Source organism: Halostella salina, from assembly GCF_003675855.1.
Lineage (GTDB): Archaea > Halobacteriota > Halobacteria > Halobacteriales > Natronoarchaeaceae > Halostella > Halostella salina.
Genome location: NZ_RCIH01000001.1, coordinates 64,487 through 89,724 on the forward strand (window position 1 = coordinate 64,487; position 25,238 = coordinate 89,724).

Sequence of the window (25,238 nt, forward strand, 5' to 3'; positions counted from 1 at the left end):
ACTGTAACTGACAACGCACCAGATATCCTACCCTCCAAGCAGCCGGCGCATCACGGTCGCCTCGGCCTTCCGGATGTGTTCCGCCGCGGTCGACGTGGCACAGCCGAGTTCGTCGGCGACAGTCTCGCTCGTCGCGCGGCGCGGCACGTCGTAGTAGCCGAGTTCGACCGCCGTCCGGACGACCTCGCGCTGGCGGTCCGACAGCGCGTCGACGACCCGCTCCGCCGCCACCCGGTCGCCGCCGACCGCCTCTATCTCCACGCGGACGCTCGCCGGGGCCGTCTCGACGGCGGCCTGGATGTCGGCGTCCCAGCCCACGACTGTGAACGTGTAGCTCCCGTCCGGGTTCCACTCGGCCGGGGGGATCGTCAGCAAGCTCCCTTGCCCGAACTGCTCCCACAGCCCCCACGCGTCGGCCGTGCCGTCGCCCGTGACGAAGCAGTAACAGTCGTCGGCGTCGACGGGGAGGAGTTCGTACTCGTCGACGGCGGGGTCGTCCCGGAGCGCCCGCTCGAACCGGTCGGTGTCCCCCCGGACGCGCAGCAGGAACGCCGCCTCCGGCGTCGAGACGTTCCAGTTGACGACCTGCACCCGGGCGAACTGCTCGTCCCCGCCAGTCGTACGCTCGAACGTTATCGGGAGGTCGAGATCACCCGGATGGATGGTGAGACGAACGCGTTTCATGCGTGTCGACCGCCGGCCGTTCCGATGTCGGCGGTTCGTCCGAGGGTTCTCCGCGATCGCTTATAAACCCGGTAGAAATATCCGGTGACACGCATTCCTCCGCGAAGCCCCTCCGGTATTGCATGAAAGGCGACATGCTGATCGTGCTCGGCAGCGTCGGCGCGTCGTTCGTGGCCGTCCCCGCCGTCCTGACGTACCTGTTCGCGGTCCGGGGGGTATCGTCGGTGGGGGACGCCGGAATGCAGGCGCTGGGGTTGGTCGCGATGCTCCCCGGGTTCCTGATGGGAGCATCGGCGCTGTGGGTCGCCGCGCGGGGCTGACCCGCGGGCCGCTGCCGTCTCGTGCTACCCGTCCCTCCCGGTGTCGTAGTCGTCCGGATCCCCGGAGAGAAGCGTAATCGCGTCGTAGACGAGTCGGACGAGGACGACGACTAACACCGTGCGACTCCACACCGCCAGGGCAGAGAGGACGATTGCACCGGGCACCCACTGGACGGCGTTGCTCCGACCGCGCTGGGCCCGCGTCAGGAGGAGGCCGGTCGCGGCCACCCCGCCCGCGACCCATGGGCCGGCCCCGAGCGACAGCAGCGCCGCCAGGACGAACCCGTGGAACAGCGTCGTCTCGACGACCGCCCCCGTCACGGCGACGGCGATGCGGCGGGCCGGCGGCTGGTCGAACACGAACAGCGACACGTCGTCGGCGGGGATCCCGTCGCCGGCGAACCGGTAGGCGAGCGCGACGAGCAGCATCGTTCCGGCGAACGCGATGAACCCGTACAGCAGGCCGTCGACGAGGACGCCGACCGACGGGATCCGGAGCCACAGGTCTCGGGGCTCGCCGGCCACGAGGACGAGCGCGACGACTGCGCCAAGCGCGGCCCAGTTCCGCAGGAGCGAGCGCCGGATCCGCGGCCAGTCGACGCTCGTCGCGGTCCGTTGGCGGTGGTACCCGACCGCCGGGAGGGCGAACGAAAGGACCAATCCGAGGCCGAGAAGCGGGGGCGACAGCGACATCCCGTCGGACTGGTGGTTCGCGGAACGAAACTCCTGCGATCGGGTCGGATGCGTTCGGCCGAACCGGACCGTCCCAACCGCTTTGCCCGCGGAGTCCCGAGCTATCGTATGGTCGTCCCGCTGGAGATGCGCTGGCGGCACCTGCTGTTCGAGAACTGGCCGGTCGACCCGGACGTGCTGGACGCACACCTCCCGGCGGGCCTGACGCCGGACGTGTTCGACGGGTTGGCGTGGCTCTCGGTCGTCCCCTTCACCAACGCCGCCGTCCGGCCGAAAGGGGTACCCGGGCGACTCGGCGTCGACCTGCCGGAACTCAACCTCCGGACGTACGTCACGCGCGACGGCGTGCCGAGCGTCTACTTCTTCGCGCTCGACGCACAGGGGGTCGCCGCCGTCCTCGGCGCGCGGCTGTTCCATCACCTCCCGTACTACTACGCGCGGATCTCGCTGACCGTCGACGACGGCCGGGTGCGCTTCGACAGCCGCCGCCGGCATCCGGGTGCCAGGCCGGCGCGGTTCACGGGGTCGTACTGGCCGACCGGCGAGCCGTTCCGGGCGGCCGACGACCCGTTCGCGCGGTTCCTCGTCGAGCGCTACCGCTTCTACACCGAGGCCCAGGACGGGTCGATCCGCTACACGGACGTGGACCACCCGCCGTGGACGCTGTACCCGGCCGACGCGGAGGTGGAGGCGAACACGCTGCTGTCGGCTCACGGGTTCGCGCGGCCGGACGCCGAGCCGACGTACTACTACAGCCCGGGGCTGGACGTGGTCGCCTCGCGGAGCAAGCGGGCGGAACAGTGACCGACCGGACGGACTGCGACACGGCCGGCTCTCCGGTCGGGCGGCGATAAAAAAAGGCTACGCGAACGGCTTACTCGCCGGTTTCGATCGGCGCGTCGACGAGGTTGCCCCACTCGGTCCAGGAGCCGTCGTAGTTGACGGTGTCCTCGTAGCCGAGCAGTTCGTGGAGCGCGAACCAGGCGACCGACGAGCGCTCGCCGATGCGGCAGTAGGCGACGGTCGTGCCCTCGCCGTCGATGTCCTCCTCGGCGTACAGCTCCTCCAGCTCGTCGGCGGTCTTGAACGTGCCGTCGTCGTTCGTGACGGCCGCCCACGAGATGTTCTTCGCGCCGGGGATGTGGCCGCCGCGCTGGGCCGTCTCCTGGAGTCCCGGCGGGGCGAGCACCTCGCCGCTGAACTCCTCGGGCGAGCGGACGTCGACCAGCGGAACGCCGCGGTCGATCGCCTTCTCCACGTCGTCGCGGTACGCGCGGATGGACTCGCGCGGGCCGCCGGCGTCGTACTCGACGGCCGAGAAGTCGGGTGCTTCGTCGGTGGTCGGGTAGTCGTTCTCGACCCAGTACTCGCGGCCGCCGTCGAGCAGGCGCACGTCGTCGTGGCCGTAGTACTTGAACTGCCAGTAGGCGTAGGCGGCGAACCAGTTGGAGTTGTCGCCGTACAGGACGACCGTCGAGTCGTCGCTGATGCCGTGGGAGCCCAGCAGGTCCTCGAAGTCCTCCTTCTCGAGGATGTCACGCTGCGTCTGGTCCTGAAGCTGTGTCTCCCAGTTGAAGCCGATCGCGCCGGGCGCGTGGCTCTCCTCGTAGGCTTCGGTGTCGACGTCGACTTCGACCAGTCGGTAGTCGGCGTCGTCGCTCTCGAACTCGTCCAGGTGCTCTTCGACCCAGTCGGCCGAGACGAGCACGTCGTTCGCGTAGTCACTGTCGGTCATACACCCATCCATACGTGCCCCCATCTTAAAGAGACTACAGATTCGGCAGGTTCCGCCTCCCCGCCGAACTCCCGGATCATGTTGCCGACGAACGCCGGCGACCACGGTCGAACACGCCGTCTCGGCCGCGCGTGCCGGCCGTCGCTCCGGCGTCTCCGGCAGCGAAGCCGCCGTGTCGACCGATATGCAGCAAAAGTTGCGGCTATCTCAGAGATCGGTGGTCGGACCCGCCCGCTCCGAGTTGTGCCGTCGCCCCGTCCGCCCGACTTCGACGGCGCTCCGACCGTCCCTCGCTCGTTGGTTTCAGTAGATTTAAATAACTCTATGTTGCCGACGTTGTCATGTCAAGCGCGAAGTGTGCCCGACAAGCCGCGCAGGAGGGGGAGCCGATACTCGGCGTCGTCGAAGCGGTCGCCGAGCGCGAGGGGACCGACCCGACGCAGTTGCCGCCGCTGCAGGAGACCATCGACGCCGACGCGGTCGCGACCCTGCTAGACGGGGCCGACGACTCCGTCGCCGTCGAATTCACGTATCTCGGGCATACGGTCGTCGTCCGCGGGGACGGCACGTTCAGCGTCGATCCGCTGGGTGACTGCCGGCCGTCCGTCGAGACCTGACGGCACCGTCTTCGGCCCGTTGCACGGGGGCGCGACCCAGGTACACGCGATGACGCGTTTCTCTTTCCGTCACGTCGTCCCGGTGTCGCTCCCCGCGTCGGGCGTCGGCGTCGCGTCGCCGGCCCGGCGGTCGTTCCGCCGCCGACGGTAGCCGCCCGTCATGACGCCGAGCAGCGCCCCGAGACCGATCAGGAACACGAGGAGGCCGAACAGGCCACCCAGCAGCGGCACCTGCGTCACCAGCGCGACGACGACGAGGCCGACGACGAGCGCCAGCCAGCGGCTGTCTATTTCGGTCAGCGCGAGCAGCGCCACGCCCACGACGAACGCGCCGTACACGCTCCCGAGCCACGCGAGCAGGAGGAAGAGCAGCAACCAGGCGAAGGCGATGGGGAGGCCGATGATCGTGATCGCAAACAGGACGAACACGATCGGTGCGGCGATCACGGCCAACAGCCCGAGCCCGCCCGACCGGAGCGGCCTGTCGACGCCGTGCTCGCCGACGCGTGCCGAGAAGGCGGGCAGGGCGAGCAACAGCAGCGCGCCGAGCAGGAAGTTCATCAGAAGCCCGAACAGCGTCCCGAGCCAGGGCACCGTCGGCAGTTCCGGCCCCACCGACAGCGACCCGTCCTGGATCGTCTCGCCGCCCACCGTGCCGCCGTCGGCGACGGTGAGGGTCCCGTCGTAGCGGAGGTCGCCCTCGACCGTGCCGGTCTCCGTGACCGTGATCGTCCCGGCGGCCAGCCGCGCGCTGTCGACGGTGCCGGCGATGGTGACCGTCCCTCCGGCGGCCTCCAGCGTCCCGCCGACGGTGCCGTTGGTGCCGACCTCGACGTTGCCGCCGACGGCCATCACGTCGCCGCCCACGTCGCCAGTGATCCGGACGTTCCCCGCGAACGACTCCACGTCGCCCCGAACCTCGCCACGGATGATCACGTTGCCGGCGAACGCCTGCAGGTCGCCGGTGACGGTCCCCCTGACGATCACGTTGCCGGCGCTGGCCGAGAGGTCGTCGTCTATCGTCTCCCCTTCCTCGACGACGACGGTGTCGCCCGTGCGGTTCTCGTCGGCGGCAACAACCCCCGGCAGGAGCGCGACGACGACGAGCACCGCCAGCACGAGCGCGATCGGGCGCGAACCCCTCCCCCACAGCGAGCCGCTGTCCCCTGTCATACTCATCCGACCACGGACGCGACCAAAAGTGTAATCCATGCAACCTGAGAGGTACGGCGTCGGTCTCGGGGGCTTTATGCCCGTCAGGGGCTTTGCCGGGAGTATGAGCACGGCGGACGCCGAGGCCGACGACGCGTCGGGGCGATCGGAGATCTGGATCGAGAAGTACCGGCCCGAGACGCTCGACGACGTGGTCGGCCAGGCGGAGATCACCGACCGACTGCGGAGCTACATCGAGCGCGACGACCTGCCCAACCTCATGTTCTCGGGCGAGGCGGGCATCGGCAAGACGACCTCCGCGATCGCCATCGCCCGCGCGGTGTACGGCGACGACTGGCAGGAGAACTTCCTCGAACTCAACGCCTCCGACGAGCGCGGCATCGACGTGGTCCGGGGTCGGATCAAGGACTTCGCGCGGGCGAGCTTCGGCGACTACGACTACCGGATCATCTTCCTCGACGAGGCCGACTCGCTGACCAGCGACGCCCAGTCCGCGCTCCGCCGGACGATGGAGCAGTTCTCGGGCAACACGCGTTTCATCCTCTCGTGTAACTACTCCAGCCAGATCATCGACCCGATCCAGTCCCGGTGTGCCGTCTTCCGGTTCTCGCCGCTGTCTGACGAGGCCGTCGAGCAGGAGGTGCGCCGCATCGCCGACGAGGAGGGGATCGAGGTGACACAGGACGGGGTCGACGCCATCGCGTACGCCGCCGACGGCGACATGCGCAAGGCGATCAACGCGCTTCAGGCCGCCGCCGTGATGGGCGAGACGGTCGACGAGGACGCCGTGTTCACCATCACCAGCACCGCCCGCCCGGAGGAGGTCCGCGAGATGGTTACGACGGCGCTGGACGGCGACTTCGTCGCCGCACGCGCGACACTCGACGAACTGCTGACCGAGAAGGGGATCGCCGGCGGCGACGTGATCGACCAGCTCCACCGGTCCGTCTGGGAGTTCGACCTCGACGACGAGGCCGCCGTCCGCGTGATGGACCGCGTCGGCGAGGCCGACTACCGCATCACCGAGGGCGCGAACGAGCGCGTCCAGCTGGAGGCGCTGTTGGCGTCGCTGGCGCTGGAAAAGTAACCACCCGGCCCCCGGCCTACACCTCGAACTCGAACCGCGCGCCGCCAGCCGCCGAGTCCGTCAGCTCGACCGTCCAGCCGTGCGCCTCGGCGACCTGCTGGACGATGGCGAGCCCGTACCCCGTCCCGTTCTTCCGCGTCGTGTAGCCCGACTCGAAGACGGTGTCGCGTTCGTCCTCGGGGATGCCCGGGCCGTCGTCGGCCACGAAGAACCCGTCGTCGGTTTCCCCGATGCGGACCGTCGTCCGACCCTCGTCCCCGCCGCGGGTGAACGCGCCGGCCGTCGCCGGGTCGGCGGTCGTATCGGGGTCGAAGACGCCGGGGTCGTCGGCGGACGGCCCGTCGGTCGTCGGGGTGTCGGCCCCACCGACGCCGGCGTGCTCGGCGTCCATGCCCGTGGTCGCCTCCGCAGACACTTCCTCCTCGGCGGTCTCCCCGTCCACGGCGTGTTCCGCGACGTTCCGGCGACCCTGCGAGTCGGGGCTCGTCGAACCGTGTTCCACGCTGTCCTGCCGAGTTTGCGAGGCAGGACTCGTTGAGCTGTGCTCAACGGCGTTCCGGAAGAGGTTGCCCAGGAGGTCCCGCAGGCGGTCGGGGTCGCCGTCGACGACGCGGTCGGTGTCGACGGTCAGGCTACAGCCCCTCGTGTCGACGTTCTGCCAGGCTTCGTGGGCGACGATCCGCAGTTCGACCGGTCGGGTGTCGCCGACGATCTCGCCCTGCTGGGCCAGCGAGAGCAGTTCGTCGATCATCCGGCTCATCCGGTCGTGTGCCCCCTCGATCCGGTCGAAGTACTCGGGGTCGCCGGAGTCGCGGGCCATCTCCAGGTAGCCGCTGGCGACGTTGAGCGGGTTCCGGAGGTCGTGGCTGACGATGCTCGTGAACTCGTCCAGCCGTTCGTTCTGTCGCTCCAGTTCCCGCTCGCGGCGCTTCTGGTCCGTGATGTCGGTGTAGATCGAGTACCCCTGCGTGCTCCGCTCGCCGACGGTCAGCGGCACGACGTGGAGCAGGAAGTCCCTGACGCCCTCCGCCGTCTGCCGGCGCGTCGTGGTCCGCAGGCGCTCCCCCTCGCGGAGCGCCCGGTTCAGGTTCTCGGCCTCCGACTCCCGGTCCGGGGGGACGACGTACTCGTCGATGTTCTCGCCGACCACCTCGTCGGCGTCGTAGCCGAACGTCTCCTCGAACTGGGGGTTCACGTCCCGGACGACCGGCGTGTCCTCGTGGAACTCGTAGCTGACGACGGCGTCGGGGACGTTCTCGAACAGGGCGGCGAGGCGGTCGCGCTCGGTCTTCAGTTCGGCCTCGTGCTCCCGGCGGGCCGCCTCGGCCCGGATGCGCGAGAGCGTCTCCTCGACGTGCGTGAGCAGGAGTTCTGCGAGTTCGCGGTCGCGCTCGTCGAACGCGCCGACCTCCCGGGCGGCCGCCTGGAACAGCGCGTCGTCGCCGACCGGCACCGAGAGCACCGACCGGTACGTCTCCGCGGCGGCCGACGCGTCGGGGTCCTCCCGCAGGTCGTCGAGCAGTATCGTCTCGCCGCGCTGGTAGGTTCGCCCGGCGATCCCCTCGTCGGCCGGAATGCGCTCGTAGCCGGACTCGGTCATCCCCTCCGACACCGACTGCGGGACGAACCAGCCGTCCTCCACCACGTCGATGCCGCAGATGTCGAACTCCAGCACGCGCTCGGCGGCCTCGACGGTGCGGTCGAACAGCTCCGCCTCGGTCCGGCAGGCGACGATATCGACCGCGCTGGTGTGGAGTTGCTCGATCTTCGGCCCCGCGGACTCGGAGCGGAGCACCCACGTCACCTCGTCGACGACGGCGTTGAGGGTGACCCCGTCGGGGTCGGCCCGCACGTAGCCGGCGAACGCGGTCGTCGGCACGTCGGACGGTGGCCGCTCGGTCCAGAGGACGGCCGGCACCGTCCACTCGTACCGGGTGGCGGCGTCGGTACACGGCTCGTCGACGACGAGACAGTCCGCCTCGTCCGCGTCGGCCAGGTCCTCCGGGCGAACGACCGTCCCGACCAGGTCGTCCCGGTCGGAGATCGCCGCCGCTACCGCGTCACGGCGGTCGGGGTTCGAAAGCGCGAACAACACGGTCGGCAGCCCGGACATTGCGTATCGGTTTCCTTGTTAATATTACTCGCGGCTCGCCCGTATAACAGTTCTGGTTGATCAGGCGTTGAGCGCCAGGATCGCGTAGTTGAGCGCCGCGGCGAAGGCGACCCAGGCCAGATAGGGAACGAACAGGGCTCCCGCTCGGCGGTCGACCCGGGAAAACGCCCGGGCCGTCGCCGCCGCGAGAGCGAAGAGGACGACGATCACCCCGAGGGCGAGCCCGAGGTTCTGCAGGAGGAAGAACGCGGGCGTCCAGACGACGTTGAACGCGAACTGGAGCGCGAACAGCCCCAGCGCGACCCGCACCGCGGGGTCGTCGGTGCCCGTCCGCCAGACGAGATACAATGCGATCCCGAGCAGGGTGAAGAGGACGGTCCAGACGACCCCGAACGCCGCCCCCGGCGGGTAGAACCACGGCTTCTCCAGCGCCCGGAACCAGTCGCTCCCGGGACCGCCGAGCAGCGCGGGGGCGGCCCCGACGGCGTTGACCAGCAGGACGCTCACGAGGAGGCCCGGCAGGTCGTCCCTGGCCAGCGACTCCCTGCTGTCGGCGCGCGTGTTCACGCCTCCGACCACGACGGCGGCCGGGAAAGTGGTTTCGCCGCCGGAACCCGGGCCGTACCGGCCGCGCGGCCGCTCTGTCGGCGGTTGCGGAACTGTTATACGGACCGCGTGGCCACCTTTCCCTATCATGAGCGAACTCGAAGCGGAGTACCGTCTCGAGTATTTCGAGACGAACGACTTCGTGCGACGGGAGTGTCCGGAGTGTGGCGACCACTTCTGGACGCGCGACGAGGACCGCCGGACCTGCGGGGAGCCGCCCTGCGAGGACTACGGGTTCATCGACAACGCGGGGTTCGACGAGGAGTACACCCTGGAGGAGATGCGGGAGGCGTTCCTCTCCTTCTTCGAGGAGCACGGGCACGAGCGGATCGACCCCTACCCCGTGGCCGCGAACCGCTGGCGGGACGACGTGTTGCTCACACAGGCCTCCATCTACGACTTCCAGCCGCTGGTCACCAGCGGGCAGACGCCGCCGCCCGCGAACCCGCTGACGGTCTCCCAGCCCTGCATCCGGATGCAGGACATCGACAACGTGGGGAAGACGGGCCGCCACACGATGGCGTTCGAGATGATGGCCCACCACGCGTTCAACACGCGCGAGGACGTCGACGAGGACGAGTACGCCTACCACGGCGAGGTGTACTGGAAGGACGAGTGCGTGGAGTACTGCGACGACTTCTTCACGTCGATGGGGGCCGACCCCGAGGAGATCACGTACATCGAGGACCCGTGGGTCGGCGGCGGCAACGCCGGGCCGGCCATCGAGGTCATCTACCGCGGCGCGGAGCTGGCCACGCTCGTCTTCATGTCGATGGAGCAGGACCCCGACGGCGAGTACGAGATGAAAGACGGGAACACGTACTCGAAGATGGACACCTACATCGTCGACACCGGCTACGGGCTGGAGCGGTGGACGTGGGTGAGCCAGGGGACGCCGACCGTCTACGAGGCCGTCTACCCGGACATGATCGAGTTCCTCAAGGACAACGCGGGGATCGACCTCACCGAGGACGAGGCCGACCTGGTCCACCGGGCCGCGAAGCTCGCCGGCCACATGGACATCGACGAGGCCGAGGACATGGAGGCGGCCCGCGACAACATCGCCGACAAGCTCGGCGTCGAGACGGCCGAACTGGAGGCGCTGATGGAGCCGCTGGAGGACATCTACGCCATCGCGGACCACTGCCGGACGCTGGCCTACATGCTCGGCGACGAGATCGTCCCCTCGAACGTCGGGACCGGCTACCTCGCCCGGATGGTGCTGCGCCGCACCAAGCGCCTCTGTGACACGGTCGGCGTCGACGCGCCGCTGGACGAACTCGTCGACCGGCAGGCCGAGCGGCTCGGGTACGAGAACCGCGACACCGTCCGCGACATCGTCCGCACCGAGGTCGAGAAGTACCGCGAGACGCTGGAGCGTGGCTCCCGCCGCGTCGAGACCCTCGCCGAGGAGTACAGCGAGCGCGACGAGCCGATCCCGACCGAGGAGCTGATCGAGCTGTACGACTCCCACGGCATCCAGCCCGACATGGTCGAGGAGATCGCCGCGGAGAAGGGCGCGAGCGTGGCGACGCCCGACGACTTCTACGGGCTGGTCGCCGAGCGCCACGACTCCGACGACGGCGGCGTCGAGGAGACGGAGGACGACGAGCGGTTCGCGGACCTCCCCGAGACGGACAAGCTGTACTACGACGACCAGGACGGCACCGAGTTCGAGGCGGTCGTCCTCGACGTGTTCGAGCGCGAGGACGGCTACGACGTGGTGCTGGACCAGACGATGTTCTACCCGGAGGGCGGCGGCCAGCCCGCCGACACCGGGACGCTCGCCTCCGACGAGGCGACCGTGGAGGTGACCGACGTCCAGATCGAGGACGGCGTCGTCCTCCACCGGACCGACGGCGACCCCGGCAAGGGCGACTTCGTCCGCGGCCAGATCGACGCTGGCCGCCGCCGCCAGCTGATGCGGCACCACACCGCGACCCACGTCGTCATCCACGCCGCCCGGCAGGTGCTCGGCGACCACGTCCGGCAGGCCGGGGCGCAGAAGGGCGTCGACTCCTCCCGGATCGACCTCAGCCACTACGACCGCATCTCCCGCGAGGAGATAAAGGAGATAGAGCGCGTCGCAAACGGGATCGTGATGGAGAACACGTCGGTCACCCAGGAGTGGCCCCACCGCAACGAGGCCGAGGCCGAACACGGCTTCGACCTCTACCAGGGCGGCATCCCGCCGGGGACGAACATCCGCCTGATCCACGTCGCCGACGACGTGCAGGCCTGCGGCGGCACGCACGTCGACCGGACCGGCGACATCGGCGCGATCAAGGTGCTCGGCACCGAGCGCGTCCAGGACGGGGTCGAGCGGATCACCTTCGCGGCCGGCGAGGCCGCGGTCGAGGGCACGCAGGAGACGGAGGACGCCCTCTACGAGGCGGCCGACGTGCTCGACGTGTCGCCACAGGCGGTGCCCGACACCGCCGAGCGGTTCTTCTCCGAGTGGAAGGAGCGGGGCAAGCGCATCGAGGAACTGAAGGAGGAACTCGCCGCGGCCCGGGCCGGCGGCTCCGGCGGCGGGGAGGAGGTCGCGGTCGGCGACGCCACCGCCGTCGTCCAGCGCCTCGACGCCGACATGGACGAACTGCGTGCGACGGCGAACGCGCTCGTCGACGAGGGGAAGATCGCCGTGCTCGGCAGCGCGACGGACGGCGCGACGTTCGTCGTCGCGGTGCCCGACGGCGTCGGCGTCAACGCCGGCGACGTCGTCGGCGAACTCGCCGGCAAGGTCGGCGGCGGCGGCGGCGGCCCGCCGGACTTCGCGCAGGGCGGCGGTCCCGACACGGACGCGCTGGACGACGCGCTCGCCGACGCCCCGGACGTGCTCCGGCAGGTGCGAAACGTCTGATACTGATGGACGGTGACGAGTACGCGGCGCTGGTCGACGCGCTCGCGGACGACGTCGAGGGGACGCTGGCCGACGCCGACGGCCACGACGACCGGGAGGACGCGCTCTGGGCGGCCGTCGGCGCGTTCGTCCCGGAGATGGAGCGGGCGGTCTGCGAGGACGTGCTCGCCCACGCCGACGCCGACCCGATGGACGACCTCGTCGCGGAGGTCGCCGCGATGCGCGACTCCGACGACGACGAGCGGGTGCGGGCCGAGGCCTTCACCGTGCTGTTGCAGGACGTGAACGCCCGTGTCGCCGCACGGGGCGGCTACGAGTAGCGCCGCGGACCGGGCTTCTCACCGCGGCGCGCCGTTCGACAGGTCGATCGCCGCGCCGCCCTCGTCCAGCCCCAGCACCCGGACCGCGGCCTCGCCGACCGCTGTCGCCCGTTCTTCCGGCGCGTACACGCCGAGTCGCCACTGGGTGCGCTGGGCGCTCCGCAGGCCCTGCACCAGCGCTGACTGCTCGTGGAGGCGGCGCACGTCGCCGTTGACGACGACCCGGGTGGAGGACTCGGGCATGCTCGGCTCGCCCGGGCTGTCGAGCAGTACCTCCCGCTCGGGGGCGTCGGCCGCCGCCGCGATCTCCCGTTCCAGTTCCCGGACGCGCTCGTGGCCCGCACCGACGACGGCGTCCGGCACCGCGTCGATCTCCGCCCACGCGGCGCGCTTGTACAGGTCGCGCGTTGCGAGACGGGCCGCCGTGTCGGCGGTGCCGTCGTGTCGCCGGAGCGCCGCGAGCAGTTCGTCGTCGGTCATCCGGGCGAAGCGCTCGGGAGCGAGGTCCGTCCCGTCCAGCAGGCGCTCGCAGACGCGTTCGAGCATCGCGCCGGCGATCCGCGAGACGTGGTGGCGGTACACCGTCGCGTTCATCAGCGCCCGGGCGACCAGCACGCTCTCGGCGGTGGGGACGTTCCCCTCCGCGAGCGCGAGGTCACAGTCGACCAGCGCCAGCGACCGGAGCAGGCGGCCGTGGTCGATCGTGCCGTACGGGACGCCGGTGTGGTGGGCGTCCCGGACGAGGTAGTCCATCCGGTCCACGTCGAGTTCGCCCGAAACCAGCTGGCCGAGTTCGCCCTCGCCGGCGACGAGATCCGCGACGGCGTCCGTGTCGAGCCCGTGCGATTCGAGGACAGCGGCGAGTTCGCCGTCCCCGAGCAGGTCGTGTACGTCGTCGTGGTGCCGGCCGAGGCGGCGCTCGATGACGGCCTCCGTCTGGTGGCCGTAGGGCCCGTGGCCCACGTCGTGCAGCAGCGCCGCGGCCCGCACTGCCTCCGCCCGTGCGCCGTCGACGCCGAGGCGCTCCAGCGCCCGCCCCGCGAGGTGGTAGACGCCGAGGCTGTGCTCGAAGCGCGTGTGGTTCGCCGACGGGTAGACGAGCCGCACCGTCGACAGCTGCTTGATGTTCCGCAGGCGCTGGACCGCCTCGGTGTCCAGCAGGTCCCGCGCGACGCCTTCCACGTCGACGTGGCCGTGGACGGAGTCCTTGATCGCGTTCATGCCCCACCGGTGTCGCCGCGGGGGCAAAAACCGGGCGGGTCCGGACGCTCGGAAAGGGGACGACCGATTTATCCCACTACGACGGGTCGATACGTCCGTGAATCCGAAACGACTGGCCGACCTCCTGTTTCTCTACGCCGGCCTCCTGAACGTCGTCCAGTACGCTGTCGCCCACGGACTGCGGCTCGAACTCGGGTCGGCGTGGCAACTCGCCGCCGGGTTCATCTTCGCGCTGGTCGCCGCCAGCCGGTGGAACCAGCCGCCGGACGAGGTCGGGCCGAACGAGTACGGGCCGCTGATCTACGCGCTCGTCGCGCTCTGTGGGATCTTGACGCTGCTCACGGTCGGGCTGGCCGTCGTCTGAGGCCGTCGTCGCGGATCCGCCGGGCCGGGCACTCGGCCGCGGTCAGGCGAGCCGATTAAGGGCGGGGAGGGCGCAGGTTCGAGCGATGCCGACTGCGACAACCGACGGCGCGACGCTGTACTACGAGACGGACGGCGAGGGCGAGACCGTCGCGTTCGTCGGCGACGCCGGCTACGGCGCGTGGCAGTGGGGGTGGACCGCGCCGGCCGTCGCCGGGCCGTTCGAGACGCTCGTGTACGACCACCGCGGGACGGGGCGCTCGGACGCGCCAGACGGTCCGTACGACGTGCCGACGCTCGCGGATGACCTCGACGCGGTGCTCGCCGATGCGGGGGCGCGTAACGCCCACCTCGTCGGCGCGGGGGTCGGCGGGCTGGTCGCGCTGGGGTACGCGCACCGGCACTCCCGTGCCGAGACGCTGACGCTGCTCGCCACGCCCGCGAGCGGCGACGACCTCCGGGACCCGGCGGACCGCCTGCTCGCCGACCCCGACGACCCGGACGCGCTCCGCGGGACGCTCGACGCGGCGTTCTCGCCCGAGTTCCGGGACGCCCAGCCGGATCTCATCGACGACATCGTCGGGTGGCGTGCCGCGGACGACGCCGGCCCGGAAGCCGCCCGGGCACAGGTCGCCGCCGCCGAGGCGTACGACCCCGAGCCGCTGTACGAGGTCACGCTGCCGGCGCTGGTGCTCGCCGGGACGGACGACCCCGTGGTCCCCGTCTCGTCGGCCGAGCGCCTCGCCGCCGACCTGCCGAAGGGCGAGTTCGAGGCGGTCCACGGCCGCCATCTCTTCTTCGCCGAGCAGTCCCGGCCGGTGGCGGACCGGCTGACGGGCTTTCTGGAGAGCCACGCCGATCTGGACCTGGAGTAGCCCGCTTCGACCGCCGTCCCGAACGCCGGCAGGTTTCCGGCGCGGGCGTAACGCACTTGTCCCTCTCTCCACTGGACGTAACTGATGAGTCGACCGCGTATCGCCGTGCTGAACGCCGCACACGACCCCGAGCACAACCGTCGCAACTTCCGGCGGGAGCTCGACGCCGACGTGACCGAGTTCGACGTCGTCGGCGAGGAGTTCCCCGAGACGTTCGAGTTCGACGGCTGTCTGGTCACCGGGTCGCGTGCGTCGGTCTACTGGGACGAGGAGTGGATCGAACCCACGAAGGCGTGGGTTCGGACCGCGATCGACCGCGGCCTCCCGTTCCTCGGCGTCTGCTGGGGGCACCAGCTCCTGGCGGACGTGCTCGGCGGGCGCGTCGAGCCGATGGGCGAGTACGAGATCGGCTACCGCGAGGTGCGCCACTCCGGCGACTCGCGGCTGTTCGACGGCATCGACGAGGCGTTCACCGTGTTCACGACCCACTCCGACGCCGTCGTCGAACTGCCGCCGGGAGCCGAGCCGATCGCCGCGAACGATTATTCGAACCACGGGTTCCGCAAGGGCCGTACCTTCGGCGTGCAGTTCCACCCCGAGTACGACATCGAGACGGCCGAATACGTGACCGAGGGGAAGGACCTGCCGGAGCCGCGGATCCAGTCGGTGCTGGACGGCATCAACGCCGAGAACTACGCGGCCGCCTGCGAGGCGAAGGCGCTGTTCGACAACTTCCTCGACTTCGTCGAGGAGGTGTCCGACGCGCCGCGGGCCGCCGCGGACTGACTGCAACCTTTTTATTCAATCGGGACAAGCAAAAAACGATGAGTGCCTCGTCCGTCGTCGACTCGCTCCGACAGCCGGAGTACACCGGCGAGAACCGCTGTACGCCGTGTACCGTCGTGAACGTGATCCTCGCTGTACTCGGCAGCGCCGCGGTGGGCTGGCTCGCCGCGACGGTGGCCGGCCCGTCAGTCGGCGCGGGGGCGGGGGCCACCGCGTTCGCGCTCTGTCTGGCCGCGATCTACCTGCGGGGCTACCTCGTCCCCGGGACGCCGACGCTCACGAAGCGGTATCTCCCGGACCGCGTGCTCGCGTGGTTCGACAAGGCTCCCGCCGCGGTCGACCAGTCGACGGCGGCCGATTCGGCGCGCGACGCCGACGCGGAGTTCGACCCGGTCGACCCCGAGCAGGTCCTGCTCGACGCGGGGGCGGTCGAACCCTGCGAGTCGGTCGACGACCTCTGTCTCGCCGACGGGTTCCGCGAGACGTGGGTCGGCGCGATGGACGCGGATGTGACCGCGGACGACGCCGTCGCGGCGCTGGGGCTGTCCGTCGCGGACTGCCAGCTAGCCGAGTTCGAGGGCGCGTACCGCCTGGAGCGTGACGGCCGGCGCGTCGCGCAGTGGCCGTCGAAGGCGGCGCTGGTCGCCGACGTGGCCGGCGCGACGGCGTTCGAGCGGCAGTACGACGGCTGGGCGTCGCTCGACTCGGAGGACCGCGGCCAGTTGCTGTCGGCGCTTCGCCTCTTTGCCGACACGTGCCCGCTCTGTGGCGGCCGGGTCGAACTCGGCGAGGACACCGTCGAATCCTGCTGTCGGTCCTACGACGTGGTGGCGGTGACCTGCGGCGACTGCGACGCCCGCCTGCTGGAGGAACGCTGGGACGGCGACGCCGCAGCGGCCGCGTAGGGGCAAGAATTGCGGAGCGCTTTTCATCCGCCGGACGAGAGAGTATCGCATGCTCGACTACGTGGGACTGGAGGCGGATCTGGACGAGGAAGAGCGCCTGATCCGGGACACGGCTCGGGAGTTCGTCGAGGACCGCGTCATGCCCGACATCGGGGAACATTTCGAGGCGGGGACGTTCCCGACCGACCTCATCGAGGAGATGGGCGAACTCGGCTTCTACGCGCCGAACCTGGAGGGGTACGGCTCGCCGAACGTGAGCGAGCGGGCCTACGGCCTGCTGATGCAGGAACTCGAGGCCGGCGACTCCGGGATCCGGTCGATGGCCAGCGTGCAGGGCGCGCTGGTGATGTACCCCATCCACGCCTTCGGCAGCGAGGCCCAGAAGGAGCGCTGGCTCCCGGACCTCGGTACTGGCGACGCCGTGGGCTGTTTCGGGCTCACGGAGCCGGACCACGGCTCGAACCCCGCCGGGATGGAGACCCGGGCCGAGCGCGACGCCGGCGAGTACGTCCTCAACGGCTCGAAGACGTGGATCACGAACTCGCCCATCGCGGACGTGGCGGTCGTCTGGGCGCGGGACCGCTCGGCCGAGGACGACCCCGTCCGCGGGTTCCTCGTCGAGACGGACCGCGACGGCGTGACGACGAACAAGATCGACGACAAGCTGTCGATGCGCGCGTCGGTCACCGGCGAGATCGGGCTGAACGACGTGACCGTGCCCGAGGAGAACGTCCTCCCGGGCGTCTCGGGCATGAAGGGCCCGCTCTCCTGTCTCACGCAGGCCCGCTACGGCATCGCGTGGGGCGCGGTCGGCGCGGCGCGGGACTGCTTCGAGACCGCGCGGGGGTACGCGCAGGACCGCGACCAGTTCGGCGGCCCCATCGGCCGGTTCCAGCTCCAGCAGCGCAAGCTCGCCGAGATGGCGACGCAGATAACGACCGCGCAACTGCTCGCCCACCGCCTCGCGGACCTGAAGGAACGCGGCGACCTCCGTCCGCAGCACGTCTCGATGGCCAAGCGCAACAACGTCCGGATGGCCCGTGAGCAGTCCAAAGTCGCCCGCGAGATGCTCGGCGGCAACGGGATCACGACGGACTACTCGCCGATGCGCCACATGGCGAACATGGAGACGGTGTACACCTACGAGGGGACCCACGACATCCACACGCTGATCCTCGGGGAGGACCTCACCGGGATTCCAGCCTACGAGTAGCGCGCAAGCGCTACGAGTGACGGTGGAATTCCGGTGAGTAACCGGCATCGCCGCCTACGAGTAGCGAGGCGACGGCGTCGCCTCGAACGAACGGCGGAGCCGTGAGTGGCGGGGCGGCCCGCCGGAAGCGAGCCATTCCCACCCGCACCGGTCCCGGATCGACGGCCTCTTTGACCGCACGGCCCGAGTTCGCCCCGAGAGCTGACTATCTCGATGGAGTGGCGATACAGGGAGACGGTGCTCGTCCTGAGCACGCTGGCGTTCTTCGCGACGATGGCCGGTCGGCTGGCGATCAGCCCGGTCGTGCCGGCGATCACCGACGCGTTCTCGGTGTCGAACGGCGTCGTCGGGCTGGCGCTGACGGGGCTGTGGATGGCGTACTTCGCGGCGCAGTTCCCGAGCGGGATCCTCGCCGACCGCTTCGGCGAGCGGCGGGTCATCCTCGTCGCGGTTGGCGGGACGGCCGTCACGAGCCTGTTGCTCGCGGCCGCACCGGCGTTTTCCGTCTTCGTGCTCGCGACGGTGCTGCTCGGCGGGGTCGCGGGCCTCCACTACAGCGTCGCGTCGACGCTTCTGGCCCGGACGTACACCGGCAGCCTCGGCGCGGCGATCGGCTTCCACAACTCCGGCGGGCCGGCGGCGGGGCTGGTCGCGCCCGTCGCCGCCGCGTGGGTCGGCGCGCAGTACGGCTGGCGGCCGGCCGTGGCGCTCGGCGCGGTCGTCGCCGTCCCCATCTTCCTCCTCTTCGCCTGGCGCGTCCGGCCGACGGAGCCGCGCCGCCCCGACGACCCGATGGCGGAGCGGTTCGACCGCGACCCGATCGTCGAACTGCTCTCCCGGCCGCGGATCGCCTTCACCGTCTGTCTCGCCGCCGCGGGGGCGTTCGTCTGGCAGGCAACGTCGTCGTTCCTGCCCACCTTCCTCACCGCCTTCCGCGGCCAGTCCCAGACGGTCGCGGGTGCGGTGTTCTCGGCGTACTTCGTCGTGCAGGCGGTCACCCAGGTCGGCGTCGGCGCGGTCTCGGACCGCTACGGCCGGGAGCCCGCAACCGCCGGCTGCATGGTGCTCGCGGCCGCCGGGTTCGCGCTCCTGATCGCGGCACCGGGCACCCTCGCACTCGCGGCGGCGGTCCTGCTCGTCGGCACCGGTCTCGGCTGGGGCGGCGCGCTCATCCCGCGGTTCATGGACGAACTCGGCGACGAGGAGCAGGGCGCGGGCTTCGGCCTCGTCCGAACGGTGTATGGCGTCGTCGGCTCGTTCGGCTCGGTCGTCACCGGCCTGCTGGCCGACCTGTTCGGCTGGGCCGTCTCCTTCGGCGTGCTCACGGGGCTGCTGGTGCTCGTGTTCGCCGCGCTCGCCGTCAACTGGGTGCTCGAACTTGGGTACTGACTCGTCGGAAGCCGAAACGACTAACTGCGCCGCCGCCGCAGTTTTCCGCGTCTTCTCCCGGCCGGAGCCGCGGCACCGTGTTGCGCTCCGGCCGGCCGTCGCACGAGACGCGACGGAACACCATGTCGGAACCGACTCAGGACGGCCGAGCCGTCCACGACGCGCTCGCACAGCACTTCGAGCAGTACGAGGTCCGCCGCCTCCTCCACGACGTACCGCCCCACGAGACGTACGAGGTGACGGTCGACGGCCGGCGCGCCGTCTGCAAGGTGGCGACCGACCCGCGCGGCGACCCCACGACCGAGGCGCACGTGATCTCGCACGTCGGCCGGGAGACCTCGGTGCCGGTCCCCACGGTGATCGCCGTCGGGACCGACCACTTCGTCGCGGCGTGGCACCCCGACGCTCCGCGGACCGCGACGGTCGACGAGGCGACGGCGCACACGATGGGTGCGGGCGTGGCGGCGCTCCACGACGCGACCGCGGGGGCGTTCGACGCGCCGGGACCGTTCGGGGCTGACGACGGGACGCTGACCGTCGACGGCCACGAGGACTGGCACGCCGCCCTGACCGCGCGCCTCGCCGACCGGCGCGACTACCTGTCGACCGTCGGGCACGCCGACGTCGCCGACGCAGTCGTCGACTTCCTGCGTGCGAACCCGGACGCGCTCGCCGGTGCCGGCGAGCCTGTGCTCTGTCACGGCGACTTCGTGCCCGCTCACGCGAGCGTGAACGGCGGGGAACTCGCTTGCGTGATCGACTTCGAGCACGCGCTCTGCGGTCCCGCGGAGTACGACTGCTGGCGGACGCTGTTACCGCTCGGGATCGAGGCGGACGCCGCCGTCGTCGACCGGTTCCGGGCGGGCTACGAGTCCGTCCGGTCCCTGTCCGCGGGGTTCGAGCGCCGGGAGCCGGTGTATCGAATCGTCCTCACGGTCTCGTACCTGAAGTCGCTGTACCTGCAGGACCGCCACGACGCCGGGTCGACCCGGGAACGGGCCGAGCGACTCCGCGAGGTCGTCTTCGACGGCCTCGACGAGCTGGAGCGGACCTACTAGCGGCGCATCAGCTTCCCCAGCAGCCCGCGGTGGTCCGCCACCAGCCGGTACAGCGGCTCGCGGACGCGCTCGCTCCCGGGGACGGCGCGGAACGCCGCGACGGCGAGGCTGTACGGCGGCCCGAGGCGCTCGGCGGCCACCTCCGTCGCTTTCCCGCAGGAGTACACCGCGTCGGCGGTCAGCAGGTGCGCGCACGTCTCGTAGTCGTCGGGCAGGCGGGCCAGCTGGTCGGGCGACAGCTCCGAGAAGCCGACGAGATCGAACTCGCCGCGGGCGGCGGCGAACTTCGCCGACCAGGTGCAGAAGCCGCAGTCGTCGTCGTACACGAGCCGCGGCGGAGCGTCGGCCATCAGTCGAACCGTCCCGTCTCGGCGTCGCACTCCTCGCACAGCGTGACGATGGCGTCGCGCTCGTCGGTCATCTCGATCCGCTGGCGCGTCGGCTCGCCGCAGTCCGGGCACTGGCGTCGGATCTCCGTCTCTCCGGCGTCCTGCGGCGCGCCCATCGCCAGCGCGACGACGCGCTCGTCGCCGCGGTTGACCCCGCGCTGGAACTCGCCCGGTCCGAACCGGACCAGTTCGTTCGGCCCGACCTCGACGTCGCCGTCGGCGGTGGTGAACGTCGCTGTCCCCGACTGCACGTAGAACACCTCCTCCTGCTTCTCGTGGGCGTGGAACCCGTACGCGAAGCTCTCGCCGGGGGCGAGTTCGTAGTAGTTCAGCGCCAGCTCCGCCGCGCCGAGCGCGTCGGTCAGCGGGCGCACCACGTCCGCCGGGCCCATCCGGCTCTCCATGTCGTCGAGCGACTGCCGTTTCATACCCGGAGCATGGCCGCCGAGCGGGAAAAAGCCACGCGACCGCGCCCCCTCGGCCGTCGGGCTGCCGTCGGCGGACTTAAGGCCGCGACGCCCCGCCGTACACGCATGGCTATCGACCCGCAGTTCGACGAGCACCGCGAGGTCGTCGAGGAGCACGAGGGGCATGACGTGTGGGGGCCGGTGGAGGAGCCGGAGACGCTGGGCATCCACGGGACCCACGTCGCCGTCGACTTCGACATCTGTCTGGCCGACGGGGCGTGTCTGGAAGACTGCCCCGTCGACGTGTTCGAGTGGGTCGACACGCCCGGCCACCCCGAAAGCGAGATCAAGGCCGACCCCGCCAACGAGGCCCAGTGCATCGACTGCATGCTCTGCGTCGACGTCTGCCCCGTCGACGCCATCGACGTGGACGGGAGCCGGTCGGCCTGATCCGGCTCCGCGACGCCTCTGACCGCGGCGCCGCGACGGACCGACACCGTAGCCTCTAAACGGGCGCTCCGCCACGCCGTAGGTATGGACACGTACGACCTGATCACCCGGAACGCGGCCGAGGTGGTCACGGAGGACGAGGCGGAGGCGCTGGCCGAGGACCCCGACGGGAAGCGGGCGTACGTCGGCTACGAGCCCTCCGGCGTGCTCCACATCGGTCACATGCTGACCGCGAACAAGCTGATCGACCTGCAGGAGGCCGGCTTCGAGGTGACCGTGCTGCTGGCGGACGTGCACGCCTACCTGAACGACAAGGGCACGTTCGAGGAGATCCGCGAGACGGCCGAGCGGATGCAGGCGCAGTTCATCGCGTACGGGCTGGACGAGGCACAGACGGAGTTCGTCTACGGCTCCGCCTACCAGATGGACGAGGAGTACGAACTGGACCTGCACAGCCTGCAGGTCGAGACGTCGCTCAACCGCGCCCAGCGCGCGATGGCCGAGATCCAGAGCGGCGAGACGGCGAAGGTGAGCCACGTCGTCTACCCGCTGATGCAGGCGCTCGACATCGAGTACCTCGACGTGGATCTGGCGGTCGGCGGGCTGGACCAGCGCAAGGTCCACATGCTCGCCCGGGAGAACCTGCCCGCGCTGGGCTACGACTCGCCGACCAGCCTCCACACGCCGATCCTCGCGGACCTCACCACGGGCGTCGGCAAGATGTCCTCCAGCACGGGCGTCACCATCTCGATGGAGGACACGACCGAGGACATCGAGGAGAAGGTCAACTCGGCGTACTGCCCGCCGACGCGGGACCCCGACCCGGACGACGACGGCAACGAGCGCGAGAATCCGGTGCTGGAGATCTTCCGGTACCACGTGTTCCCGCGGTTCGAGACGGTCGTCGTCGAGCGCCCCGACCAGTACGGCGGCGACCTGGAGTACGACGACTACGAGGCGTTGGCCGACGACCTGGAGGGCGGCGAACTCCACCCCGCCGACGCGAAGTCGGCGCTGGCGGAGTACCTCGACCGGCTCATCGAACCCGGGCGGCAGAAGCTCTGAGGCGACGAAACGGTTTTCCGACGTTACATATGACCGGTACATATGCCGGAGCGAAACCACGCTGCTGGTGAACGATCCCTTCTCGATCTCGCGGGGGTCCTCGATGACGAGGAAGCAACCGCGCTGCGAGAGGCGATCGACGAGCTGTCGCTAACACCGGAAACGGAGACGCTGGAGCGCCTCAGCGAGAAAGAATCCGGACGTGACTGATCGTCTCCGGACTTACATCATCCCGCCCATCCCGAGCGAGCCGAGCAGGTTGCTGACGAGGGCCTTCACGGTCAGTCCGAAGCCGAGCAGCATCAGCGCGAGGCCGGCCGCGATGATCCGACTCTCCCACGCGACCAGCGCCAGTCCGACAAGCACGACGACGAGGCCGACCAGTCCGGCCGCGCCGAGTTTCCTGAGCATGGGTGCGCCGACGGTCGCCGGAACTTAAAGCGCGGCGATTCCGCCGACGACTCCCGCGATTTTAAAAGTCTGCCGTGCCTTGGTACCCGTATGAGCGACAATCAGGGGCGCAAAGACCTCCGTATGCCGGACGACGACGAGGTGTTCGCAACAGTGACCGAGATGCTGGGCGCGAACCGCGTCAAGGTGCGCTGCGCGGACGGCACAGAGCGAACCGCCCGGATCCCGGGCAAGATGCAGAAACGCATCTGGATCCGCGAGGACGACGTGGTCCTCGTCGAGCCGTGGGACTGGCAGGACGAGAAGGCCGACATCACCTGGCGCTACGAGAAGCAGGACGCCGACCAGCTCCGCGAGGAAGGTCACATTCAGTAGCTCTTCTATGGCGACATCGCAACCTCTACCCCGATTAGCCGCCGATCCGTCCCGCCCATGACCGGGGAGTTCGAGCTGGTCGACCGGGAGAACGCCGACGCCCCGGGCGACGAGTGGGCGGAACTCGACGTGTCGGACACGGAGGCCGACCGCATCGCCCGCCGGCGGGACCGCGAGTTCGACGAGTTCCGGAAGAAGATCAAGAACAGCGAGCGGTTCAAGGTGGAGGCGTCGGTGTTCGACGACGCCACCTTCGCCGCGCTGTACAAGCTGGTGCAGGACGGCTACGTCGACGCGCTCGGCGGGCCCGTCTCCACGGGCAAGGAGGCCAACGTGTACGCGGCGCTGGGCGGCGACGGCGAGGTGGCGATCAAGGTGTACCGGATCAGCGCGAGCAACTTCCGGGACATGCGGGACTACCTCACCGGCGACCCCCGGATCGAGGAGCTGGGCGGCGACAAGAAGCGGGTCGTCCTCGCGTGGACGAAAAAGGAGTTCGCCAACCTCAAGCGGGCGCAGGCCGCGGGCGTCCGCGTCCCCGAGCCGATCGCCGTCGAGCGCAACGCACTGGTCATGGAGTTCCTCGGCCACGACGGCGAGCGGGCGAAGCGGCTCGGGGAAGTCCACGTCGAGAACCCGGAGACGGCCTACGAGGTGCTCCGGGAGTACGTCCGCCGGCTGTACGACGCCGGCCTCGTCCACGGCGACCTCTCGGAGTACAACGTCGTCGTGTACGACGGCCACCTCGTCGTCATCGACGTGGGGCAGGCGGTGACGATCCACCACCCCAACGCGGAGGACTTTCTCGAACGCGACTGCGAGAACGTGGCCGCCTTCTTTGCCCGGCAGGGCCTCGACGTGACCGGCGACGACCTGCTCTCGTACGTCCGCGAAAACGCCGACCCCCGCGAGAACTGAGCGCGGTCCGTTGCGGGGCCTGATCGGGGCCGACCTGCCACGGGACCTGCCCGCGGTCGGCCGCGAACCGCACTCACTCCTCGCCGACGTCGACCCGCTCGTGGATGTGGCCCTCGCGCTCGCGCAGGTGTCGCGGCGACCGGTCGTTCGCGACGGCGAGGACCTCCGCGACGATGCTGTGGGCGATCTGGTACGGCGACCCGCCGCCCAGATCCAGCCCGATCGGCGTGTACAGCGACGCCAGGTCGCTCTCGTCGAACTCGCCGAACTCGTCGAGCATCTCCTCGAACCGCTCGTTCGGTCCCATGAGCCCGACGTACGGCGCGTCCGACGCCAGCAGCGTCTCGACGGTGAGCCGGTCGTCGACGAAGTTGTGGGTCATCACGACCGCGTGGGTGCGGTCGTCGAGCGCCAGTTCCTCGCCGACCTGGCCGGGCGAGGTGGTCACCGTCCGGTCGGCCGCGGGGAACCGCTCGGCGATGTCGACGCCGCCGCGGAAGCCGACGACGGTGACGCGGAAGTCGTTTTTCGCCGCCAGTTCGGTGACCGGCCCGACGTCGTGCCCGGTGCCGAACACCACCAGCTCCGACGGCGCGGCGAGCCCGTCGACGAACAGCTCTACGTCCGCGACGGTCACGGTGCCGGACCGACCCCGCTCGGCGAGGTCGGCGGCCGGGTCCGCGACGGACGGCCACCCCTCGGCCGGCGAGCCGTCCGGGCGTTCGAGCCGGTCCGTGTCGGGGTAGTAGTACGCCCGGTCGCCCCGCTGGAAGCCGTCCCGGTCCGCATCGAGGACGGTCACGACCGCCACGTCCCGCCCGTCCGCGAACGCGTCGACTGCCGGCCGGTACGTCGCGTCCAGCGGTTCGAGCAACACGTCGATGACGCCGTTGCAGCCGACGCCGAGGCCCCAGACGTCCTCCTCGTCGTCGTCCATCAGGTCGTAGGTGACGAGCTCCGGCCGGCCCGACTCGCGGATGCGGTCGGCGGCCGAGCGGAGTTCGTGTTCGAGACAGCCGGCCGTGATCGACCCGACGCCGGTCCCGCCGGCGTCGAGGAGCATCTTCGCCCCCGGCCGGCGGTAGGCGTTGCCCTCGACGTCGACGATGGTCGCGAGCACGTCGGTGCCCTCGGCGTCGAGGCGGTCGGCGATCCGCTGTACCACTTCCGTCTCCGGCACGCTCCAGTTGCTCTCGGACATG

At 70.3% G+C, this 25,238-nt stretch carries 29 protein-coding genes; 18 read left to right on the plus strand and 11 right to left on the minus strand.

The window, feature by feature from the left end:
* Positions 1-27: 27 nt before the first annotated feature.
* A complete protein-coding gene (locus D8896_RS00380; protein ID WP_121820094.1) occupies positions 28-684 on the minus strand; it encodes a helix-turn-helix domain-containing protein in 657 nt (218 codons plus the stop codon).
* Positions 685-806: 122 nt separating this feature from the next.
* Between D8896_RS00380 and D8896_RS00385 the strand changes: the two genes are divergently transcribed.
* A complete protein-coding gene (locus tag D8896_RS00385; protein WP_121820095.1) occupies positions 807-1,004 on the plus strand; it encodes a hypothetical protein in 198 nt (65 codons plus the stop codon).
* Positions 1,005-1,028: 24 nt separating this feature from the next.
* Here D8896_RS00385 and D8896_RS00390 read toward each other — a convergent pair whose 3' ends face one another.
* Positions 1,029-1,697, minus strand: a complete 669-nt coding sequence (locus tag D8896_RS00390) for a hypothetical protein (protein ID WP_121820096.1) — start codon at positions 1,695-1,697, stop codon at positions 1,029-1,031.
* A 108-nt stretch (positions 1,698-1,805) separates the two neighbouring features.
* Here D8896_RS00390 and D8896_RS00395 point away from each other — a divergent pair, with 108 nt between their 5' ends.
* Complete coding sequence (locus D8896_RS00395; RefSeq protein ID WP_121820097.1) at positions 1,806-2,501, plus strand: YqjF family protein; 696 nt, start codon at positions 1,806-1,808, stop codon at positions 2,499-2,501.
* A gap of 70 nt (positions 2,502-2,571) precedes the next feature.
* Here the strand turns inward: D8896_RS00395 and D8896_RS00400 are convergent, their stop codons facing one another.
* Positions 2,572-3,432 carry a sulfurtransferase gene (locus D8896_RS00400; RefSeq protein WP_121820098.1) on the minus strand — a complete coding sequence of 287 codons (861 nt, stop codon included), beginning with the start codon at positions 3,430-3,432 and terminating at the stop codon, positions 2,572-2,574.
* 341 nt (positions 3,433-3,773) lie between these two features.
* On the opposite strand from D8896_RS00400, the gene D8896_RS00405 reads away from it, so the two are divergent.
* Entirely contained in the window at positions 3,774-4,049 is a 276-nt protein-coding gene (locus tag D8896_RS00405; RefSeq protein WP_121820099.1) for a HalOD1 output domain-containing protein, read from the plus strand.
* Between the two features lie 69 nt (positions 4,050-4,118).
* Here D8896_RS00405 and D8896_RS00410 read toward each other — a convergent pair whose 3' ends face one another.
* Positions 4,119-5,222: a bactofilin family protein gene (locus tag D8896_RS00410; protein ID WP_162991375.1), complete on the minus strand. Its 1,104-nt coding sequence runs from the start codon at positions 5,220-5,222 to the stop codon at positions 4,119-4,121.
* 103 nt (positions 5,223-5,325) lie between these two features.
* Here D8896_RS00410 and D8896_RS00415 point away from each other — a divergent pair, with 103 nt between their 5' ends.
* Positions 5,326-6,309, plus strand: coding sequence for a replication factor C small subunit (locus D8896_RS00415; protein WP_121820101.1), 984 nt, complete (start codon positions 5,326-5,328; stop codon positions 6,307-6,309).
* A 16-nt stretch (positions 6,310-6,325) separates the two neighbouring features.
* Here D8896_RS00415 and D8896_RS00420 read toward each other — a convergent pair whose 3' ends face one another.
* Entirely contained in the window at positions 6,326-8,422 is a 2,097-nt protein-coding gene (locus tag D8896_RS00420; RefSeq protein ID WP_121820102.1) for an ATP-binding protein, read from the minus strand.
* Between the two features lie 60 nt (positions 8,423-8,482).
* Positions 8,483-8,989 carry a TspO/MBR family protein gene (locus D8896_RS00425; protein ID WP_240451978.1) on the minus strand — a complete coding sequence of 169 codons (507 nt, stop codon included), beginning with the start codon at positions 8,987-8,989 and terminating at the stop codon, positions 8,483-8,485.
* Positions 8,990-9,116: 127 nt separating this feature from the next.
* On the opposite strand from D8896_RS00425, the gene alaS reads away from it, so the two are divergent.
* Together alaS and D8896_RS00435 are read left to right on the plus strand one after the other, a co-directional pair.
* Positions 9,117-11,891, plus strand: coding sequence for an alanine--tRNA ligase (alaS, locus tag D8896_RS00430; RefSeq protein ID WP_121820104.1), 2,775 nt, complete (start codon positions 9,117-9,119; stop codon positions 11,889-11,891).
* A 5-nt stretch (positions 11,892-11,896) separates the two neighbouring features.
* The gene (locus tag D8896_RS00435; RefSeq protein ID WP_121820105.1) at positions 11,897-12,211 is read left to right on the plus strand and encodes a hypothetical protein; all 315 of its coding nucleotides are present in this window, start codon (positions 11,897-11,899) and stop codon (positions 12,209-12,211) included.
* 18 nt (positions 12,212-12,229) lie between these two features.
* Here D8896_RS00435 and D8896_RS00440 read toward each other — a convergent pair whose 3' ends face one another.
* Positions 12,230-13,432 (minus strand): HD domain-containing protein, encoded by a 1,203-nt coding sequence (locus D8896_RS00440; protein WP_121820106.1) that lies wholly within the window; start codon positions 13,430-13,432, stop codon positions 12,230-12,232.
* 97 nt (positions 13,433-13,529) lie between these two features.
* Here D8896_RS00440 and D8896_RS00445 point away from each other — a divergent pair, with 97 nt between their 5' ends.
* The 7 genes from D8896_RS00445 to D8896_RS00475 all read left to right on the plus strand — a co-directional run bounded on the left by D8896_RS00445 (position 13,530) and on the right by D8896_RS00475 (position 20,021).
* Positions 13,530-13,796: a hypothetical protein gene (locus D8896_RS00445; protein WP_121820107.1), complete on the plus strand. Its 267-nt coding sequence runs from the start codon at positions 13,530-13,532 to the stop codon at positions 13,794-13,796.
* Positions 13,797-13,881: 85 nt separating this feature from the next.
* Positions 13,882-14,670 (plus strand): alpha/beta fold hydrolase, encoded by a 789-nt coding sequence (locus D8896_RS00450; RefSeq protein WP_121820108.1) that lies wholly within the window; start codon positions 13,882-13,884, stop codon positions 14,668-14,670.
* An 84-nt stretch (positions 14,671-14,754) separates the two neighbouring features.
* A complete protein-coding gene (locus tag D8896_RS00455; protein ID WP_121820109.1) occupies positions 14,755-15,456 on the plus strand; it encodes a type 1 glutamine amidotransferase in 702 nt (233 codons plus the stop codon).
* A gap of 38 nt (positions 15,457-15,494) precedes the next feature.
* Positions 15,495-16,361: a hypothetical protein gene (locus D8896_RS00460; protein WP_121820110.1), complete on the plus strand. Its 867-nt coding sequence runs from the start codon at positions 15,495-15,497 to the stop codon at positions 16,359-16,361.
* Positions 16,362-16,410: 49 nt separating this feature from the next.
* Positions 16,411-17,574: an acyl-CoA dehydrogenase family protein gene (locus D8896_RS00465; RefSeq protein ID WP_121820111.1), complete on the plus strand. Its 1,164-nt coding sequence runs from the start codon at positions 16,411-16,413 to the stop codon at positions 17,572-17,574.
* Between the two features lie 213 nt (positions 17,575-17,787).
* Entirely contained in the window at positions 17,788-18,963 is a 1,176-nt protein-coding gene (locus D8896_RS00470; RefSeq protein ID WP_121820112.1) for an MFS transporter, read from the plus strand.
* Between the two features lie 122 nt (positions 18,964-19,085).
* Positions 19,086-20,021, plus strand: coding sequence for an aminoglycoside phosphotransferase family protein (locus D8896_RS00475; RefSeq protein ID WP_162991376.1), 936 nt, complete (start codon positions 19,086-19,088; stop codon positions 20,019-20,021).
* Here D8896_RS00475 and D8896_RS00480 read toward each other — a convergent pair.
* Both D8896_RS00480 and D8896_RS00485 read right to left on the minus strand, forming a co-directional pair.
* Complete coding sequence (locus D8896_RS00480; RefSeq protein WP_121820114.1) at positions 20,018-20,371, minus strand: thiol-disulfide oxidoreductase DCC family protein; 354 nt, start codon at positions 20,369-20,371, stop codon at positions 20,018-20,020. The two genes, D8896_RS00475 and D8896_RS00480, sit on opposite strands and share 4 nt — an antisense overlap.
* Positions 20,371-20,838: a cupin domain-containing protein gene (locus tag D8896_RS00485; protein WP_121820115.1), complete on the minus strand. Its 468-nt coding sequence runs from the start codon at positions 20,836-20,838 to the stop codon at positions 20,371-20,373. Before D8896_RS00485 ends, D8896_RS00480 begins: the two co-directional genes overlap by 1 nt.
* Before the next feature lie 105 nt (positions 20,839-20,943).
* Between D8896_RS00485 and D8896_RS00490 the strand changes: the two genes are divergently transcribed.
* From D8896_RS00490 to D8896_RS19065, 3 genes are all read left to right on the plus strand, one after another.
* Positions 20,944-21,267: a 4Fe-4S dicluster domain-containing protein gene (locus D8896_RS00490; RefSeq protein ID WP_121820116.1), complete on the plus strand. Its 324-nt coding sequence runs from the start codon at positions 20,944-20,946 to the stop codon at positions 21,265-21,267.
* Positions 21,268-21,351: 84 nt separating this feature from the next.
* Entirely contained in the window at positions 21,352-22,332 is a 981-nt protein-coding gene (locus D8896_RS00495; RefSeq protein ID WP_121820117.1) for a tyrosine--tRNA ligase, read from the plus strand.
* Positions 22,333-22,374: 42 nt separating this feature from the next.
* Entirely contained in the window at positions 22,375-22,542 is a 168-nt protein-coding gene (locus D8896_RS19065) for a hypothetical protein (RefSeq protein ID WP_162991361.1), read from the plus strand.
* Between the two features lie 12 nt (positions 22,543-22,554).
* Here the strand turns inward: D8896_RS19065 and D8896_RS00500 are convergent, their stop codons facing one another.
* On the minus strand, positions 22,555-22,743 hold the full coding sequence (locus D8896_RS00500; protein WP_121820118.1) for a DUF7470 family protein: 189 nt from the start codon (positions 22,741-22,743) through the stop codon (positions 22,555-22,557).
* Between the two features lie 90 nt (positions 22,744-22,833).
* Here D8896_RS00500 and eif1A point away from each other — a divergent pair, with 90 nt between their 5' ends.
* Together eif1A and rio1 are read left to right on the plus strand one after the other, a co-directional pair.
* Positions 22,834-23,118 (plus strand): translation initiation factor eIF-1A, encoded by a 285-nt coding sequence (gene eif1A / locus D8896_RS00505; protein ID WP_121820119.1) that lies wholly within the window; start codon positions 22,834-22,836, stop codon positions 23,116-23,118.
* A 57-nt stretch (positions 23,119-23,175) separates the two neighbouring features.
* A complete protein-coding gene (rio1, locus tag D8896_RS00510; protein WP_121820120.1) occupies positions 23,176-24,036 on the plus strand; it encodes a serine/threonine-protein kinase Rio1 in 861 nt (286 codons plus the stop codon).
* A gap of 73 nt (positions 24,037-24,109) precedes the next feature.
* Here the strand turns inward: rio1 and D8896_RS00515 are convergent, their stop codons facing one another.
* A complete protein-coding gene (locus D8896_RS00515; protein WP_121820121.1) occupies positions 24,110-25,237 on the minus strand; it encodes an XdhC family protein in 1,128 nt (375 codons plus the stop codon).
* Position 25,238: the final 1 nt, after the last annotated feature.